The sequence below is a fragment of the Hyphomonas sp. genome, assembly GCF_036964145.1.
Lineage (GTDB): Bacteria > Pseudomonadota > Alphaproteobacteria > Caulobacterales > Hyphomonadaceae > Hyphomonas.
Genome location: NZ_JBALUC010000001.1, coordinates 575,584 through 590,509 on the forward strand (window position 1 = coordinate 575,584; position 14,926 = coordinate 590,509).

A 14,926-nucleotide genomic window follows, 5' to 3' on the forward strand; every position below is an offset into this window, starting at 1 on the left:
GCGCTGGCAAGGACGGTCCGGCGATCCAGTGGCACCATCGGCCTGCTAGACCCGAAGCGGCATCAGCACATAGCGGGCGCTGTCATCCGACGGATCGAGCACGAGGGCAGGGGAGGCCGGATCGCTGAACATGAACTCGGCTTCGACGGCCTCGATCTGGCCGGCAATGTCGAGCAAATATTTCGCGTTGAAGCCGATCTCCATCGCCTCGGAGCCATAGTCCGCTTCGAGTTCCTCGTTACCCACGCCGGTCTCTGCATGATTGACGGCGAGCACCAGCTTGCCATCAGACAGGGACATCTTCACCGAGCGCGAACGCTCAGCCGACACGGTCGAGACGCGGTCGACAGCGGCTTCGAAGGCCTTGTTGTCGATGGTCAGCTTCCGGTCATTCCCTTTCGGGATAACGCGGCCATAATCGGGGAAGGAGCCGTCGATCAGTTTCGAGGTCAGGACGGCGCGGCCTGCGCGCACGACGATCTTCGTGTCGGAGACTTCGATCTCGATGTCGCCATCCACCCCGTCGACGAGCCGGCGCGCTTCTGCGACAGCCTTGCGGGGCACGATGATGCCTTCGAGGGTTTCCGCGCCGGCCGGGGCCGGGAGTTCTGCGAGGGCGAGGCGGTGGCCGTCCGTAGCCACCGTCCGCAGCACGGCCTGACCGTCCTCAGTCTGGGCCGCGTGAAGGTAAACGCCGTTCAGATAGTAGCGGGTTTCCTCGGTCGAGATCGCAAACCGTGTCTTGTCGATCAGGCGGGCGAAATCCTTCGCGCCGAGCGAGAATTTGGTCGGCGTATCGTCCGAGCTCATGGTCTGGAAGTCAGAGGCTGGCAGGGTCGGCAGCTCAAAATGCGAGCGGCCTGCCGTGATGGCGAGACGCTGGCCTTCCGGCTGGACTTCCAGTTCGACTTCTGAGCCAGCGGGCAGCTTGCGCACAACGTCGAACAGCGTACCGGCCGGAGCCGTCACCGCGCCTTCGCGCGTGACGGTCGCATCGGCGCTGTCGACGGCCTCGATGTCGAGGTCGGTTGCCGTGAGTTTCAGCTCGCCATTGCCTGCCTGAAGCAGGACATTGGAGAGGATCGGGATCGTGTTCCGGCGCTCCACCACATTCTGCACGTGTGACAGTGCGTTCAGCAGGTCGCCGCGTTCAATCGTCAGTTTCATCGTACGTTCCGTTCGTCGGGGGCCTCTTTCGGAAGCCCGGAATTCCTTACCAGTCCAACCGGTCCCGCCCGGAACCGCCGTCCGGAATGGAATCGGCCCGCTCTGCGGGGAGAGCGGGCCGAGCACACTTACTCAAACAGGGGCAAAAGCCAAGCGCCGATCGTGTTTTCAGCGCGGTTGGCTGAGTTTGCCTAATTAAGGCCCGCCGCCTGCAGCTCCAGGATCGTCTCGTTGACCGCCTTGATGTGGGCACCAAGCTCGGTATTTTCCGGCAGGGCCTTGGCCACCTTGCGGTGCGCGTAGAGGATCGTGGTGTGATCGCGCTTGCCGAAGCTGTAGCCGATCTGCGGGAAGGATTTCCCGGTCAGCTCCCGGCACAGATACATCGCGATCTGGCGTGGGTACACCACGGCGCGGGCCTTGCTCGGGCTTTCCATGTCGGCTTTCGTGACTTCGAACACCTTCATGGCCGCCTTCTTGACCAGCTCGATGGAGGGCTGGCGCACATCGCCTTCGGTCCGGCGGATGATCTTGTGCACCATGTCCAGCGTGGGCGTGCGGATGCCGAAAGCCGCCTCGGTATAGAGGTTCCAGATCGCTCCGGTCATTTCCCGGGCCTGACCGCGAATGCCGGCATTGAACTCGGCAATCATCTCGTCGGTGACGACGAAATTCGGATGACCCGCCTCGATATGGTCGGCCAGGCTGCGCATGATCTGCTCGCGCATACCGGCATCCGGGGCACCGACCTCGACGGTCGTGGCGCCTTTCAGCTCACTGATCATGCGCGGGCTGAAGCCGGTGACGTCGCCGGGGGCCTTGTCACCCGCCAGCACGACATGGCCGCCATTCGCCGTGACTTCACGAATGTTCTGAAACAGTTCGGTCTCGGTGCCGGGCTTGCCGCTGATCCGGTGAAGGTCGTCGATCATCAGGATCGTCGCCGCGCGGAGCCGCTTCTTGAGGGCGCTGGTATCCTTCACCTTCACGCCGTCTGTGTAGGAGGACAGGAATTCCTCGGCCGTCAGGTAGACGACGTGGCAATCCTCGCCCCGCTGTCCGGCAGCGGTCTTCAGCGCATGCAGGATGTGCGTCTTGCCGGTGCCCTGAAGCCCATAGAACAAGGTTGTCAACGTTCCGACCGGCAGTCCGCCCGCAATCCGCTTGGCCATCTCGACCGCCAGCTCGTTTGCCTCACCCGTGACGAGGGTGTTGAAGCTCATGACCGGTGCGCCTGTGCCGGAGCCTGAGGTCTCGGCCTGTGCGTGTGCATCCTCGACGATTTCGGCGGTTGCCCACGGATCCTCGACGATGTCGAGCAGCTCGGCAGGCGCGGTCCGCCAGCAGACCAGCTTGATCGCGCGGCGCGCAGGATCATGCTCGCGCCAGATGCGCTGGATGGCATGGCGGTGCGCGCCATAGACACGGTCGAAGGACAGGGGATCGCGCGCGGCAATCACCATTTCACCATTGAACTCGGCCACAAGGCGGAGTCCATCGATCCAGCGGTCATAGTCGGCCGTGTTCAGGATTGTCGCAAGATGAGCCTTAACGGTCAGCCAAATCTCCTTGCCCGGAGCATTCTTGCTCTTGTTCATCTTCTCGAAGTCTACGCCAGTTTTTGAATCAAAGAGTTTGTTCCCGTCCATGCCGAGCCCCATTTTCTAGTTATAATTTCACCCTGACCAACTGGCACGCAGCTTCCCTTCCGAACCGAGATTCGGTCACACATATACTCCGTGTCGGGAGAACTTTTCTGTTGGTAAATTGAAATTACTCAATGGGGGTTTTGCTGACAAGTGCAACTTTTATACGACAACAGGATTTGGTTGGTTGACTCTTTCCCCTGTACCTCAAACCGCAATCAAATCAGGCGCTTGAGAACTGATCTTTTTTTGTGAGTGAGTCGCTCCACACATTTGTTCGCACCTGTTCTGTCAACAGGGGACGCAGGTATAAGCCTGTGGATATCCCCAAAAAAAGCGGCATGTTTCGCAGTGCTGTTAAGGAGCCCTAACATTACTGCAATACGGAACCTGCCAGTCAGGCCAATTTCGCAATCCTTCCAGGAAACATCCAGTTGTTTTGATGTTGAATTCGGAAAGGTCCAAATTGTTGTATTAGGATATTGACATGAAAAAACCCGCCTGAACAGTCAGGCGGGTTTCTGTTTTTTCAATCGGGAAGGTGCCGATCAGCCCATCGCTTTGACGCGAGCCGACAGACGGGAAACTTTTCGCGACGATGTGTTCTTGTGCATGACGCCTTTGGTCACCGCGCGCATCAGTTCAGGCTGGGCAGAGCGCAGCGCTTCCTGGGCAGCAGACTTGTCGCCGGCTTCGATTGCTTCTTCGACCTTGCGAACGAAAGTACGCACGCGCGAGCGGCGGGCTTTGTTCACTTCGGTGCGGTTCGCAATCTTGCGGACCATTTTCTTGGCGGAACGGGTATTAGCCATATTAAACTCCTGTGGCCCAAAGGGCTCCCTTCGGGCTGAAGGCGGGGGAATACATAAACGGTGCGAAGGCGTCAACCGCGCAATTGAGGCTGGTTGCAGGAAATAGCAGGTGGGCCGGGGCTTTCAGCATCATTTGTCTTTGAAATGAGCCGAGCGTTTCTCGACATAGGCCGCCATGCCTTCTTTCTGGTCATCGGTCGAGAACAGCGACTGGAACATGCGGCGTTCAAACTGGATGCCCTGCGAGAGCGGAGTCTCATAGGCGATCTTGATGGCTTCCTTGGTCATCATGGCGGCGGCCAGCGGCATCGAGCCGATGGTGCGGGCCAGTTCACGGGCAGCGTCCATCAGATCGTCGGCCGGAACAACGCGGCTGACGAGGCCGCAGCGTTCGGCCTCATCGGCCTCCATCATGCGGCCGGTCAGGCAGAGTTCCATTGTTTTCGATTTGCCGATCACGCGTGCGAGGCGTTGCGTGCCGCCCGCGCCGGGCATCACGCCAAGGCGCACTTCCGGCTGGCCGAAGCGGGCATTGTCGGCGGCCAGGATGATGTCGCACATCAGGGCCAGTTCACAGCCGCCGCCAATGGCATAGCCAGACACAGCGGCAATGATCGGTTTGCGCGCCCGCGCAGCCCGTTCCCAGTTCCGGCTGATAAAGTCCTCATAATAGGATTCCGGATAGGTCTTTTCCTGGATTTCCTTGATGTCGGCCCCGCCGGAAAAGGCTTTCTTGCTGCCGGTCAGGATGATGCAGCCAATCTCCGGATCGGATTCGAACCGGTCCAGCGCATGGGTCAGTTCATTCATCATCTCTTCGCAGAGGGCATTCAGGCTCTCGGCGCGATTGAGCGTGATCACGGCAAAGCCGGCTTCCTGGTCAATCTCGGTGAGGAGCGTTTTGTAAGACATTCTGTAAATCCTGCTCGTCGCGGTTTGGCGCTGGCAGTCGGTCTGCCGCAGCCTGTAACATTCGGGACACTCTACATCCGGTGCCCTGACCGGAAAATCTCTGGGGCGTTGCTGTATTTCATCGCGCTGGTTTCGCGAAGGCGCGCCTATACCGCAAACATGACGCATTTGTCATCCATTGCGAGTCATATGTGGGACAGGGGCCGGAAACATCCTGATTGGCTGTTTGGCGGGCGGCCCCCTATATCCCGCCCATGACTGACGACACAGAAACATCCCGAGACCCCGAGCGCAACCGCCTGTCGGGCCGGATTGCCCGCACAGCGAAAGTTGGCGCGAACCTGTCCGGAGCAGGTCTGACATTCGCCACCCAGAGCCTGTTTGGCGGGGATCAGGGAGAGGAAAAGATCGCCCGTGCGCTGGCCGCGGCGCTCGGCAAGTCCAAGGGGCCCCTGATGAAGGTTGCCCAGATGGTGTCAACCATTCCGGATTTCCTGCCGCCCGAATATGCCGCCGAGCTCAGCCAGTTGCAGGCCGAAGCCCCCGCCATGGGCTGGCCCTTCGTCAAGCGGCGGATGCGCGCTGAACTGGGCGCCGGCTGGCAGGAGAAGTTCGGCGCGTTCGAAAAGGAGGCCTCGCATGCCGCCTCGCTCGGCCAGGTCCACAGCGCAACCCTTCATGATGGGCGCCGGGTCGCCTGCAAGCTGCAATATCCTGACATGGCCAGCGCGGTGGAATCCGATGTCGGCCAGCTCAAGACCATGCTGGGCCTGTTCAAGCGGATGGATGGCTCCATCGATCCGAGCGCAATGGTGGATGAAATTACCGACCGCCTCCGCGAAGAGCTCGATTATGCGCGCGAGGCCAAGCATATGGCGCTCTATGCGAACATGCTGGCAGATCGCGATTTCGTCACCGTGCCGGATCCGGTGCCGGAATTGTCCACTGACCGGTTGCTGACCATGAGCTGGGTATCCGGCAAGCGGCTGGATGCGTTTGAGGATGCCCCGCAGGAGGTGCGCAACCGGATCGCCGAAATGCTGTTCTGGACCTGGTGGGGCCCGTTCAACTCCCATGCCGTGATCCATGGCGACCCGCACCTCGGCAATTACCAGGTGACCGGGGAGGGGACAGGCCTGAATCTGCTCGACTTTGGCTGCATCCGCATCTTCCCGCCCGAATTCGTCAGCGGCGTGGTCGATCTCTATCGCGCGATCCTGGCGGACGATTTCGACGCCGCCTATGCCGCCTATGAGAAATGGGGTTTCAGCGATCTGTCTCGCGAGCTGGTCGAAGTGCTGAATATCTGGGCGCGCTTTATCTATGGGCCGTTGCTGGACGACCGGGTCCGCTCGGTCGCTGACGGCGTGACGCCGGGCGAGTATGGCCGCAAGGAAGCCTTCGCCGTCCGCAAGCTGCTCAAGGAAAAGGGACCCGTGAAGATCCCGCGCGAATTCGTCTTTATGGACCGCGCCGCCATCGGCCTGGGCGCAGCGTACCTCCGCCTCGGGGCAGAATTGAATTTCTATCGCCTCTTCAACGAAAGCCTCGAAGGCTTTGACATTGAGACGGTCGCAGCGCGGCAGGCTGAGGCCAAGGCTGCTGTCGGGCTCGACTGACCCTAAGGAAGACAATCTCGCCTCTGGCACTCTCCGGCCGGAGGCGCTAATCCGGTTTCCATGAGCGACGATCTTACCAGAAACCAGACTTTCGACACGCCCGAGGGCTATTCCATCCTGCCGTGGCATCGCGGCTTTGGCCGTCAGATAGGCCCCCTTTTCGAAAAACGGGACGAGACCGGCCTGACGCGCGCCTTCCGGGTCGAGGAATACCATACCAATGGCATGATGAATGCGCATGGCGGCATGATGATGACGTTTGCCGACATGGCCTGGGGCGCTGCGGTCGAAAAGGATGAGGACACATGGTGGGTGACGGTCCGCCTGATGTGCGACTTCCTTTCCGGCGCGTCGATGGGCAGCTTTGTCGAAGGCAAGGCAGAAGTGGTCGGTCGTCAGGATGACATCTTCACAGTCGAAGGCCGCATCTGGACAGGCGACAAATTGCTGATGCGCGGCACCGGCATCTTCAAGGTGATTGAGCGCCGCGACGGCCAGCAGAAGCCGTTCAAGCGCGCCAGCCCGGACGCCTGACGGCTTCGCCAATGGTTGACTCCGGCCGGGCAGCTGCGTATCCGGCGACGCAATGAACATCGCACTGCACCACCATCACCATCATTCGTGACGCGCCGACGAGGCGCGAACCGGTCCGGCTGCGCCTCCTGAAAGTGTTCATTCTTCCGAACCAGACCAGATGAGGCAGGCCGCGCCAGGTCCGCGCTGCGCCGACGTGTTGCCTTTCCAATCTATGCGTCTCCGTCTATGCGGAGCGCGTCGGCAACCAGGACCTGAGACGATCATGAGCGACAAGGACACACCGCCCCTCACCGGCAAGGATCTTGCCCGCAAGCCGCGCGGCTTTCCGGACAAGCGCGAGAGCCTGATCCATGCCCAGGCCGGACTGGTCGAGACGATCACCGGCGTCTATCGCCAATGGGGCTTCGAGGCGTTGGAAACCAGCGCATTCGAATATGCCGACGCGCTCGGCAAGTTCCTGCCCGATGATGACCGGCCGAATGCCGGTGTCTTCGCCATTCAGGATGACGACGAACAATGGATGGCGCTGCGCTATGACCTGACGGCGCCGCTCGCCCGGTTCGTGGCCGAGGCTGGCCAGTCTCTGGGCAAGCCGTTCCGCCGCTATGCCGCCGGACCGGTCTGGCGTAATGAAAAGCCGGGCCCCGGCCGCTTCCGCGAATTCTGGCAGTGCGATGCCGACACGGTGGGGGCTCCGGGCTATCATGCTGACGCCGAGATGATCGCGATGGGCGCCGAGGCGCTCCGTGCGGTTGGCATGGCGCCGGGCGAGTTCGTGATCCGGGTGAACACGCGCCGCCTGCTGAATGGCGTGCTGGACGGTGTGGGCGCCTCCAGTTCGGACACGCGCCTCGCGATCCTGCGGGCACTCGACAAGCTGGACCGCCTTGGCGCCGAGGGCGTTGCCGACCTGCTCGGCGCGGGCCGTATGGACGAGAGCGGTGACTACACAAAAGGGGCCGGGCTTGGCGCGTCGGAAGTGAGCCGCGTGCTCGCCTTTGCTCAGGCAGGGGCCGGGACACGGGCCGAAACGCTTGCCAATCTCGCCAAGGCGACGGGTGACACCGAAGAGGGCAAGGCAGGCCTTGCTGAACTGGAAGCCATCGCCAGGGCGCTTGAAGCGCTCGGCGCGCCGGAAGGCGACGTCGTGATCGATCCGTCCGTTGTGCGCGGGCTCGAATACTATACCGGCCCGGTCTATGAGGCCGAACTTCTCCGCGAAGTGACCGGCGAAGACGGCAAGACCTATCGCATCGGCTCCATCGGCGGCGGCGGGCGCTATGATGACCTTGTCGCGCGCTTCACCGGCGAGACCGTTCCCGCGACCGGCTTCTCCATCGGCATTTCGCGCCTCGCGGCGGCGATGCAGATCATGGGCGAGACAGAAACGCTGGACGGTCCGGTCGTGGTGCTGAACTTCGACAAGGAAGACCCGACCATCGCCCTGCAGATCGCCACCGAGCTGCGCCGGGCCGGCATCCGGGCCGAGGCCTATATGGGCGCGTCCGGCATGCGGCCCCAGATGAAATATGCTGACCGGCGCTCGTCACCTGCAGCCATCATGGTGGGTGAGGACGAACTGGCCAAGGGCACCGTCACCATCAAGGATCTGGAAATGGGCGCGCTGAAAGCGAAGTCCATCAAGTCGAACGAGGAATACCGCGAAGCCCGTCCGGGTCAGTTTGAAGTGCCCCGCGCTGAAATGGTCGAGGCGATCCGCAAGATTGTCGAGGCCCAGAAATGACCCATGATACACTCGTCGCGGCGGCGCGCGGCGTGTTCGAGGCGACCGGGGCCGAGCCGGTAGACCCGGCCTATATCCTGCCGTCCGATATCCCTCTGGAGCTCTCCGGCGAAGCGGTGCGCGCGCGCCTCTGCGTGTTCTCCGACCATCGCGGCAATGAGATGGTCATGCGGCCGGACCTCACCCTGCCGGTGGCGGGGCAGGAGGCAGACCGGCGCGCTGCAGGGGGAGACGGGGCCAAGGCCTACACTTATGCCGCGCGCGCCTTCCGCCTGCCGGCCTCTGTAGGCGACCCGATGGAGTTCACCCAGGTCGGCTTTGAATGGTTCGGCAAGGACAGCGGCGCAGATGCGGACGCGGAAGCCTTTGCGCTGGTGCGCGAAGCGGTGGCCGCCTGTGATGTGACGCCGACCGCGACGGAGATGGGCGACCTGTCGATCTTCCCGGCCTTTGTGGACGCGCTCGGCCTTGCCCGCATCACGACCGACCTGTTGAAGCGGGCCTTCCGGCAGGAGGGCGGCGTCAGTGAATTGCTCGACGCTGCGCCTCAACCGCCGGCGTCAGACCTTCAGCCCGTTCTGGAGGCAGGCGGCGCGAAGACGGCGGAAGACGCGTTTCTGAACGTCCTGTCAGACCGCGGCATTCCAATGATCGGTACACGCAGCGTTGCCGAAATCGTCGCGGGTCTGCGCGGCAAGGCGGCCGTCCATGCCGCAGGTGGTGTGCCGGAAGCGGCGCGGGCAGCGCTGTCTGACCTTGCCGGTGTGAACTGCCCGGCAGGGGAGGCGGCCGACGTGCTGGCCACCATCCGTGACAAGCATGGGCTGGACGCCATGTCCTCCGTAATCGAACGGGTTGCGCGCCGGATGGACGCAATCCTGTCGGCAGTGCCGGGAATTGCCAGCGAGGCGAGGTTCCGATCCGGCTTTGGCCGCCGGTTCACCTATTATGATGGCTTTGTCTTCGAGACATTTGGCGAAAATCTGACGTCCCGCCAGCCGCTCGCCTCCGGCGGTCGCTATGATGGCCTGATCGAGGGCCTGTCCCGGTCCAAGGCCTCGGCCTCCGGCATTGGCGGCGTCGTGCGGCCGGATCGCATCCTGCGTGCAAAAGGAGAGGCGGCATGAGCGTCCTGTCACTCGCAATTCCGTCCAAGGGACGGCTGAAGGAAAAGTCCGAGGACTGGCTCAAGGCTCGCGGCTTCGAAGTGCGCCAGATTGGCGGCGAACGCGGCTACCAGGCCGAGATCTCGGGCCTGGGCGAAGTCGACATGCGACTCCTGTCCGCACGCGAGATTGCGCAGGGCCTGATCGAGGGGAGCATTCATGCGGGCGTGACCGGTGAGGATTTGTTGCAAGACCTCGCGCCGACCGGCCCGGAGGATTTCCACGTGCTGGAACGGCTCGGCTTCGGCGGGGCAGACGTGATCGTCGCGGTGCCGCAAGCCTGGATTGATGTCGACACGATGTCCGATCTGGAAGCGGCCGGGGCCGCGTTCCGTAAGGCGCATCATCGGCGCCTGAGGGTGGCCACCAAGTATATGCGGCTCACACGGCGCTTCTTTGCGGCGAAATCTGTCGGCGAATACCGGCTGGTCGAAAGCGCGGGCGCAACCGAAGCTGCCCCGGCAACCGGCGCGGCAGACGTGATTGTCGACATCACCTCGACCGGCGCGACGCTGAAGGCGAACGGGCTCAAAATTGTTTCAGATGGAATAATATTGAAAAGCGAGGCCGTTCTGGCGGTCTCTGCAAATTCCTCCTGGAGCCCGGCCGCGCTGAAGTCCCTGTCAGTATTGGGCGGTGCAGCAAATATTGAAGAATTGCTCATATTGAAAAATTTGAATTCACAATCTTGACACATGCATTAAAGCGCGGCCATATGACACGGCAAGTTTCTGGGAGGAAACGCTGCAAACGGTGGAAGGCGCGGAAGCTGGTGGAAGCTCTCCGCGCCTTTTTTCATTTCCGAGAAAATTCAGGTCCACCAGGACGGTCCGGAGCGACGGCTCAGGTGAGGTAGGGGGCGTTTTGGACATCACCCCGGTCCGTCTTGGCTTCCTGATTATCAATAAGGGATTATCGATAAACGTCAATCATAATTATCGTTTTTCGATTAAATATTTTTCATACTGCGGATTAGGGAAGCTAATCCACGGCAGGTTTGGCTGCGCCGGCGTGAGCGGTGCCTGCCGGAAGGAAAAATAGCTGATCGGGGTTTGGTAGAAGAAGGTCCGAACTATTCGACGTCTTCCGCCGGCGCGGGGATCACTTCAACTGGCACAATGCGATTCACGGGTATCGGTTCTGTCCGGACAATTCCCCCCGTATCGATCCCCAGCCGGGCCACCAGAGGCTCCCGCACCAAAGCATCCCCCTCGCGCATCACCGGGTCGGTTGGCTTGAGCCCACCGGATTGTCTCAGTGTGTTGGGTGACATATCTGGCCTATTTGCTTTCAACTCGGTGACGACGGGGCCGGATTTTTCCAGCACGACCACGCGGGCATCCCCTGGCGCGGCCATTTCAGCCTCTTGGACATCGGGGGACTCGGCCGCTGCGCCAACGGCAAAACAAGGCAGCAGGGACACAAGCAATACGGCTTTCTTCATGGCATCCTCGGAAAGGTTTAACGTCCTGTGGTTGAAACACTATCCTACTCCGCGCGCCCTGTCATGGTTTGATCCGGCTGTGCACCAGCCCGTGAGTTGACTTCGCCCATCGGCGCGGCCAAGCGTTGGCTAACAGGATTTTGCGCACGCAAGGAGTTATCATGAGCGATCCGCGCCAGCACATCATGCCGGTCTACCGGCCGCCAGAGCAGGTTTTCGAGAAAGGGGAAGGCGTCTGCCTCTTCACCGAGGACGGCACACGATATCTCGATTTCATCGCCGGCATCGCCGTGAATGCGCTGGGCCACGCCCATCCCGCCATGGTCGAAGCCCTACAGGAGCAGGCTGGCAAGCTGTGGCACACCTCCAACATGTTCCGCGTGCGCGGCGCCGAAGAACTGTCCGACAAGATCTGCCGTGACACGTTTGCCGACCGCGTCTTTTTCACCAATTCCGGCACCGAAGCTGTCGAATGCGCCATCAAGTCCGCCCGCAAATACCACTGGGCGAATGGCAATGAAGCGCGCATCGACATCATCACCTTTACCGGAGCGTTTCACGGGCGCTCGCTCGGCGCAATCAATGCCGGCGGCAATCCGAAATATCTTGAAGGTTTCGGCCCGAAACTTCCCGGCTTCGTCCATCTCGAATGGGGTGACATGGACGCGGTGGAAAAGGCCGCCGCAGAGCCGACGGCCGCGGCGATCTTCATCGAGCCGGTGCAAGGCGAGGGCGGTGTCCGCGCACTGCCGGACGACCAGCTCAAGCGGATGCGCGATCTGTGCGACGAGCAGGGCATCCTGCTGATCTATGATGAAGTCCAGTGCGGCATGGGCCGGACGGGCAAACTGTTCGCCCACGAATGGGTTGACGGCGCTGTGCCGGATATCCTGTGCTCGGCCAAGGGGATTGGCGGCGGCTTCCCGTTCGGCGCGTGCCTGACGACCGAAGCAGTTGGTGAGCATATGCAGCCTGGCAGCCACGGCTCGACCTATGGCGGCAACCCACTCGCCATGGCGGTCGGCAATGTCGTCTGGGACATTATCTCCAGCGAAGACTTCCTGGCTGAAGTGCGCCGGGTCTCCGGCACGCTGGCGCAGGGCCTGAAAAGCCTCGCCGACAGCCATCCGGACAAGGTCGACTCGGTGACGGGAAAGGGCCTGCTCACCGGCCTCAAGATGAAGTCCGATCCGAAAAGCCTGCAAGGCGTTTGCCGTGACAAGAACCTCCTGGTTGGTGTGGCGGGGGCGAATGTGCTGCGTCTCGCACCGCCTCTGGTCATCACGGACGAAAATGTCCGCGAAGCCACCGGCATCATTGACGCTGCGCTGTCAGAATGGGAGCCAGCCTGATCCGGCGAGGCCACGGCCATGACCCATCTTCGTGTTGCCTGTGTCCAGATGCGGTCTGGTGTGGAGATCGCCCCGAACATCGCGGTGGCCTCCGACCTGATCCGAGACGCGGCGGGGCAGGGCGCGCAGCTGGTTGCGACTCCCGAAATGACGAACCTGCTGGACATACGACCCGGCAAGGCGCGTCCAAAGATCGTTCCGGAGGCAGATGACCAGACGCTCGCCGCGATGCGCGCGCTGGCGACCGAGCTTGGCATCTGGGTGCTGGTCGGCTCGATTGCCGTGACTCTCGAAGGCGAGGACCGGCTGGCCAATCGGTCTGTCCTGGTCGCGCCGGATGGCAGCGTCCGGGCCCGCTATGACAAGATCCACATGTTCGATGTCGAAGTGGGGGACGGGCAGAGCTATCGCGAAAGCCGGGCCTACCGGCCAGGCGAGCGCGCCGTGCTGGCGGAGACTGAGTTCGGCAAGCTGGGGATGACGATCTGCTATGATGTCCGCTTCCCGCATCTCTATCGCAAGCTTGCGCAGGCGGGCGCAGGTATCCTGACCATCCCTGCGGCGTTCACGCGCGTGACAGGCGAGGCGCATTGGCATGTCCTCGTTCGGGCGCGCGCCATCGAGACCGGCAGCTTTGTCATCGCCCCTGCGCAGGGCGGCCAGCATGAAGACGGCCGCGAGACCTTCGGCCACTCCCTGATCGTCTCCCCCTGGGGCGAGGTGCTGGCGGAGAAGGCGGACGATGAGCCCGGTGTGATCCTTGCCGATCTGGATCTGGACGCTGTGGCGAAAGCGCGGCGCCGCATCCCCTCGCTCGGGAATGATCAGTCTATTTCATCGATCGGCGAGGGTGCAGACTAGTCAATGGCAGCCAAAAGGTGAGGGGAGTAAGCGACAGAGTTTTCTGCCAGCCGCTCCTTTGCAACAGGACAGGCGTCAAGCGCCTGCTTGATGAAGGTGCGCCATGCATTCCCGTCATGGTTTGCAAAGTTCGACTTCTCGATGGAAAGGTGTTCGAGATAGTTGAGCAATAGCTCAGCCAGCGTGACAACGCGTTGATAGTCGGGGTGGTTCTCTCTGATCTCTATGCCATCGAACAGGTATCGCCGCAGTTCCGGATGTTTTACCAGATGGCTTCTGAAATCGGATGCCTGCGCATAGATTGCCGCATGAGCGGAAGCCCGAACGGATTGCCCCAGCCTCCTGATTTGAATCAGAACGAGCAGAAATCCGAACAGCGTCGTTAACAGGCCGCCCAATTGTAGCCAGTTTTGGATTGTCCATTGTTCCAACATGGCCAATATCCCCCTTGGCGCAAGGGTGCGCGGGGGCGCCGGATGCGTCAAGAGGATGTTGATCAGCGCCCCAGGCGCCGGCGGAATTCCTCATAGCCGAAATCGGACAGGCTCTCGATGATGCCGTCTTCCCAGCGCACGGCCAGATTCGCCAGCGGCGTGCCGTTGAAAGTGTTCGTCTTGACGAAGGAATAATGCATCTGGTCGGTGAAGATGATTGTGTCGCCGGGCTTCAGCGGGGCGTCGAAGGAGTATTCCCCGATCACGTCGCCCGTCATGCAGGTCTTGCCGCCGAAGCGATAGGTGTGCGCCTTCTGGCCGGGCTGGCCGGCGCCGATCACGTCAGGCCGATAGGGCACTTCCAGCACGTCCGGCATATGGGTTGAGGCGGACGCATCAAGGATGGCGAGATCGACCTCGTTCCAGTGCAGCGCCAGCACGGTCGCATACAGCTCGCCCGTGTTCACGACGAGGCCCGCGCCCGGCTCCAGTACGACCTCCACGCCAAAGCGCGCCTTGAATGCCTTGATGGCCGCGATCAGCGCATCGACGTCATAGCCTTCCTTGTTCAGGAAATGGCCACCGCCGAAATTCACCGTGTTCACCTGCTCGATATACTGGCCGAAATTGTCGGCGACGAATTCGATCAGGCCGACCGAGCCCTCGTGCAGACTCTCGCACAGGGCGTGAACGTGGAAGATGTCGATGCCGGACCAGTCAACCTGGTCGAGCTTTGACGGCACTTCGCCAAACCGGCTGCCTGGTGCGCACGGATTGTAGAGGTCGCCGCCCAAGGTTGCATTGGAATAGCCGGGATTGACGCGCAGGCCGATCTTGGCGCCGCCATCGCGCGCAATGTCGCCAAAGCGTTCAAGCTGTTCGAGGGAGTTGAAATAGATGTGCTCGGCCACCTCTGTCAGGCGGCGCACTTCGGCCTCGGTATAGGCCGGCGAATAGACATGCACTTCCTTGCCGAAGCTCTCATGGCCCATGATGGCTTCCTGTTCGCCGCTGGCTGTGGTGCCGTCCAGATAGTCGGTCATCAACGGGAAGGCCGCCGGAAGGGAGAAGGCCTTGGTCGCCAGCAAGATCTTGCACCCGGCCGCCTCGCGCACGCGCTGGGCCGTTTCCAGATTTGCGCGCAGGCGCGCCGCGTCCAGCACGAAGACGGGCGTCGGGATATGGTCGGGCAGGGCGGGTGGGGTCATGGTGTCTGGTCCTTGGGTGCCCGC

The 14,926-nt window shown here is 61.8% G+C and carries 14 protein-coding genes; 7 read left to right on the top strand and 7 right to left on the bottom strand.

Annotation, left to right across the window (positions count from 1 at the left end):
* Positions 1 to 45: 45 nt before the first annotated feature.
* The 4 genes from dnaN to V7660_RS02845 form a co-directional block, all read right to left on the bottom strand.
* Positions 46 to 1,167, bottom strand: a complete 1,122-nt coding sequence (gene dnaN / locus V7660_RS02830; protein ID WP_335601611.1) for a DNA polymerase III subunit beta — start codon at positions 1,165 to 1,167, stop codon at positions 46 to 48.
* Positions 1,168 to 1,358: 191 nt separating this feature from the next.
* Positions 1,359 to 2,816, bottom strand: coding sequence for a DnaA ATPase domain-containing protein (locus tag V7660_RS02835; protein WP_335601612.1), 1,458 nt, complete (start codon positions 2,814 to 2,816; stop codon positions 1,359 to 1,361).
* 545 nt (positions 2,817 to 3,361) lie between these two features.
* A complete protein-coding gene (gene rpsT, locus V7660_RS02840) occupies positions 3,362 to 3,625 on the bottom strand; it encodes a 30S ribosomal protein S20 (protein WP_034810557.1) in 264 nt (87 codons plus the stop codon).
* 129 nt (positions 3,626 to 3,754) lie between these two features.
* Entirely contained in the window at positions 3,755 to 4,537 is a 783-nt protein-coding gene (locus tag V7660_RS02845) for an enoyl-CoA hydratase (RefSeq protein WP_335601613.1), read from the bottom strand.
* A 254-nt stretch (positions 4,538 to 4,791) separates the two neighbouring features.
* On the opposite strand from V7660_RS02845, the gene V7660_RS02850 reads away from it, so the two are divergent.
* From V7660_RS02850 to hisG, 5 genes are all read left to right on the top strand, one after another.
* The gene (locus V7660_RS02850) at positions 4,792 to 6,156 is read left to right on the top strand and encodes an ABC1 kinase family protein (RefSeq protein ID WP_335601614.1); all 1,365 of its coding nucleotides are present in this window, start codon (positions 4,792 to 4,794) and stop codon (positions 6,154 to 6,156) included.
* A gap of 60 nt (positions 6,157 to 6,216) precedes the next feature.
* On the top strand, positions 6,217 to 6,690 hold the full coding sequence (locus V7660_RS02855; RefSeq protein ID WP_335601615.1) for a PaaI family thioesterase: 474 nt from the start codon (positions 6,217 to 6,219) through the stop codon (positions 6,688 to 6,690).
* Positions 6,691 to 6,952: 262 nt separating this feature from the next.
* Positions 6,953 to 8,437 carry a histidine--tRNA ligase gene (hisS, locus tag V7660_RS02860; RefSeq protein ID WP_442910018.1) on the top strand — a complete coding sequence of 495 codons (1,485 nt, stop codon included), beginning with the start codon at positions 6,953 to 6,955 and terminating at the stop codon, positions 8,435 to 8,437.
* Complete coding sequence (locus V7660_RS02865) at positions 8,434 to 9,564, top strand: ATP phosphoribosyltransferase regulatory subunit (RefSeq protein ID WP_335601617.1); 1,131 nt, start codon at positions 8,434 to 8,436, stop codon at positions 9,562 to 9,564. Before hisS ends, V7660_RS02865 begins: the two co-directional genes overlap by 4 nt.
* Positions 9,561 to 10,295 carry an ATP phosphoribosyltransferase gene (hisG, locus tag V7660_RS02870; protein WP_290951522.1) on the top strand — a complete coding sequence of 245 codons (735 nt, stop codon included), beginning with the start codon at positions 9,561 to 9,563 and terminating at the stop codon, positions 10,293 to 10,295. The genes V7660_RS02865 and hisG overlap by 4 nt, the downstream gene beginning before the upstream one ends.
* A 380-nt stretch (positions 10,296 to 10,675) precedes the next feature.
* Here hisG and V7660_RS02875 read toward each other — a convergent pair whose 3' ends face one another.
* Entirely contained in the window at positions 10,676 to 11,047 is a 372-nt protein-coding gene (locus V7660_RS02875; protein WP_335601619.1) for a hypothetical protein, read from the bottom strand.
* Positions 11,048 to 11,208: 161 nt separating this feature from the next.
* Here V7660_RS02875 and V7660_RS02880 point away from each other — a divergent pair, with 161 nt between their 5' ends.
* Both V7660_RS02880 and V7660_RS02885 read left to right on the top strand, forming a co-directional pair.
* Positions 11,209 to 12,399, top strand: coding sequence for an aspartate aminotransferase family protein (locus V7660_RS02880; protein ID WP_335601620.1), 1,191 nt, complete (start codon positions 11,209 to 11,211; stop codon positions 12,397 to 12,399).
* Positions 12,400 to 12,417: 18 nt separating this feature from the next.
* Positions 12,418 to 13,260: a carbon-nitrogen hydrolase family protein gene (locus V7660_RS02885; protein ID WP_335601621.1), complete on the top strand. Its 843-nt coding sequence runs from the start codon at positions 12,418 to 12,420 to the stop codon at positions 13,258 to 13,260.
* Here the strand turns inward: V7660_RS02885 and V7660_RS02890 are convergent.
* Positions 13,257 to 13,694: a hypothetical protein gene (locus V7660_RS02890; RefSeq protein WP_335601622.1), complete on the bottom strand. Its 438-nt coding sequence runs from the start codon at positions 13,692 to 13,694 to the stop codon at positions 13,257 to 13,259. The genes V7660_RS02885 and V7660_RS02890 overlap by 4 nt on opposite strands.
* Before the next feature lie 62 nt (positions 13,695 to 13,756).
* Positions 13,757 to 14,902, bottom strand: a complete 1,146-nt coding sequence (gene nspC, locus V7660_RS02895) for a carboxynorspermidine decarboxylase (protein WP_335601623.1) — start codon at positions 14,900 to 14,902, stop codon at positions 13,757 to 13,759.
* Positions 14,903 to 14,926: the final 24 nt, after the last annotated feature.

What these genes read in the sequence shown, in the direction of transcription:
- dnaN (WP_335601611.1), bottom strand. Translation starts at nt 1,167, where the DNA reads ATGAAACTGACGATTGAACGCGGCGACCTGCTGAACGCACTGTCACAC.
- V7660_RS02835 (WP_335601612.1), bottom strand. Translation starts at nt 2,816, where the DNA reads ATGGACGGGAACAAACTCTTTGATTCAAAAACTGGCGTAGACTTCGAG.
- rpsT (WP_034810557.1), bottom strand. Translation starts at nt 3,625, where the DNA reads ATGGCTAATACCCGTTCCGCCAAGAAAATGGTCCGCAAGATTGCGAAC.
- V7660_RS02845 (WP_335601613.1), bottom strand. Translation starts at nt 4,537, where the DNA reads ATGTCTTACAAAACGCTCCTCACCGAGATTGACCAGGAAGCCGGCTTT.
- V7660_RS02850 (WP_335601614.1), top strand. Translation starts at nt 4,792, where the DNA reads ATGACTGACGACACAGAAACATCCCGAGACCCCGAGCGCAACCGCCTG.
- V7660_RS02855 (WP_335601615.1), top strand. Translation starts at nt 6,217, where the DNA reads ATGAGCGACGATCTTACCAGAAACCAGACTTTCGACACGCCCGAGGGC.
- V7660_RS02865 (WP_335601617.1), top strand. Translation starts at nt 8,434, where the DNA reads ATGACCCATGATACACTCGTCGCGGCGGCGCGCGGCGTGTTCGAGGCG.
- hisG (WP_290951522.1), top strand. Translation starts at nt 9,561, where the DNA reads ATGAGCGTCCTGTCACTCGCAATTCCGTCCAAGGGACGGCTGAAGGAA.
- V7660_RS02875 (WP_335601619.1), bottom strand. Translation starts at nt 11,047, where the DNA reads ATGAAGAAAGCCGTATTGCTTGTGTCCCTGCTGCCTTGTTTTGCCGTT.
- V7660_RS02880 (WP_335601620.1), top strand. Translation starts at nt 11,209, where the DNA reads ATGAGCGATCCGCGCCAGCACATCATGCCGGTCTACCGGCCGCCAGAG.
- V7660_RS02885 (WP_335601621.1), top strand. Translation starts at nt 12,418, where the DNA reads ATGACCCATCTTCGTGTTGCCTGTGTCCAGATGCGGTCTGGTGTGGAG.
- V7660_RS02890 (WP_335601622.1), bottom strand. Translation starts at nt 13,694, where the DNA reads ATGTTGGAACAATGGACAATCCAAAACTGGCTACAATTGGGCGGCCTG.
- nspC (WP_335601623.1), bottom strand. Translation starts at nt 14,902, where the DNA reads ATGACCCCACCCGCCCTGCCCGACCATATCCCGACGCCCGTCTTCGTG.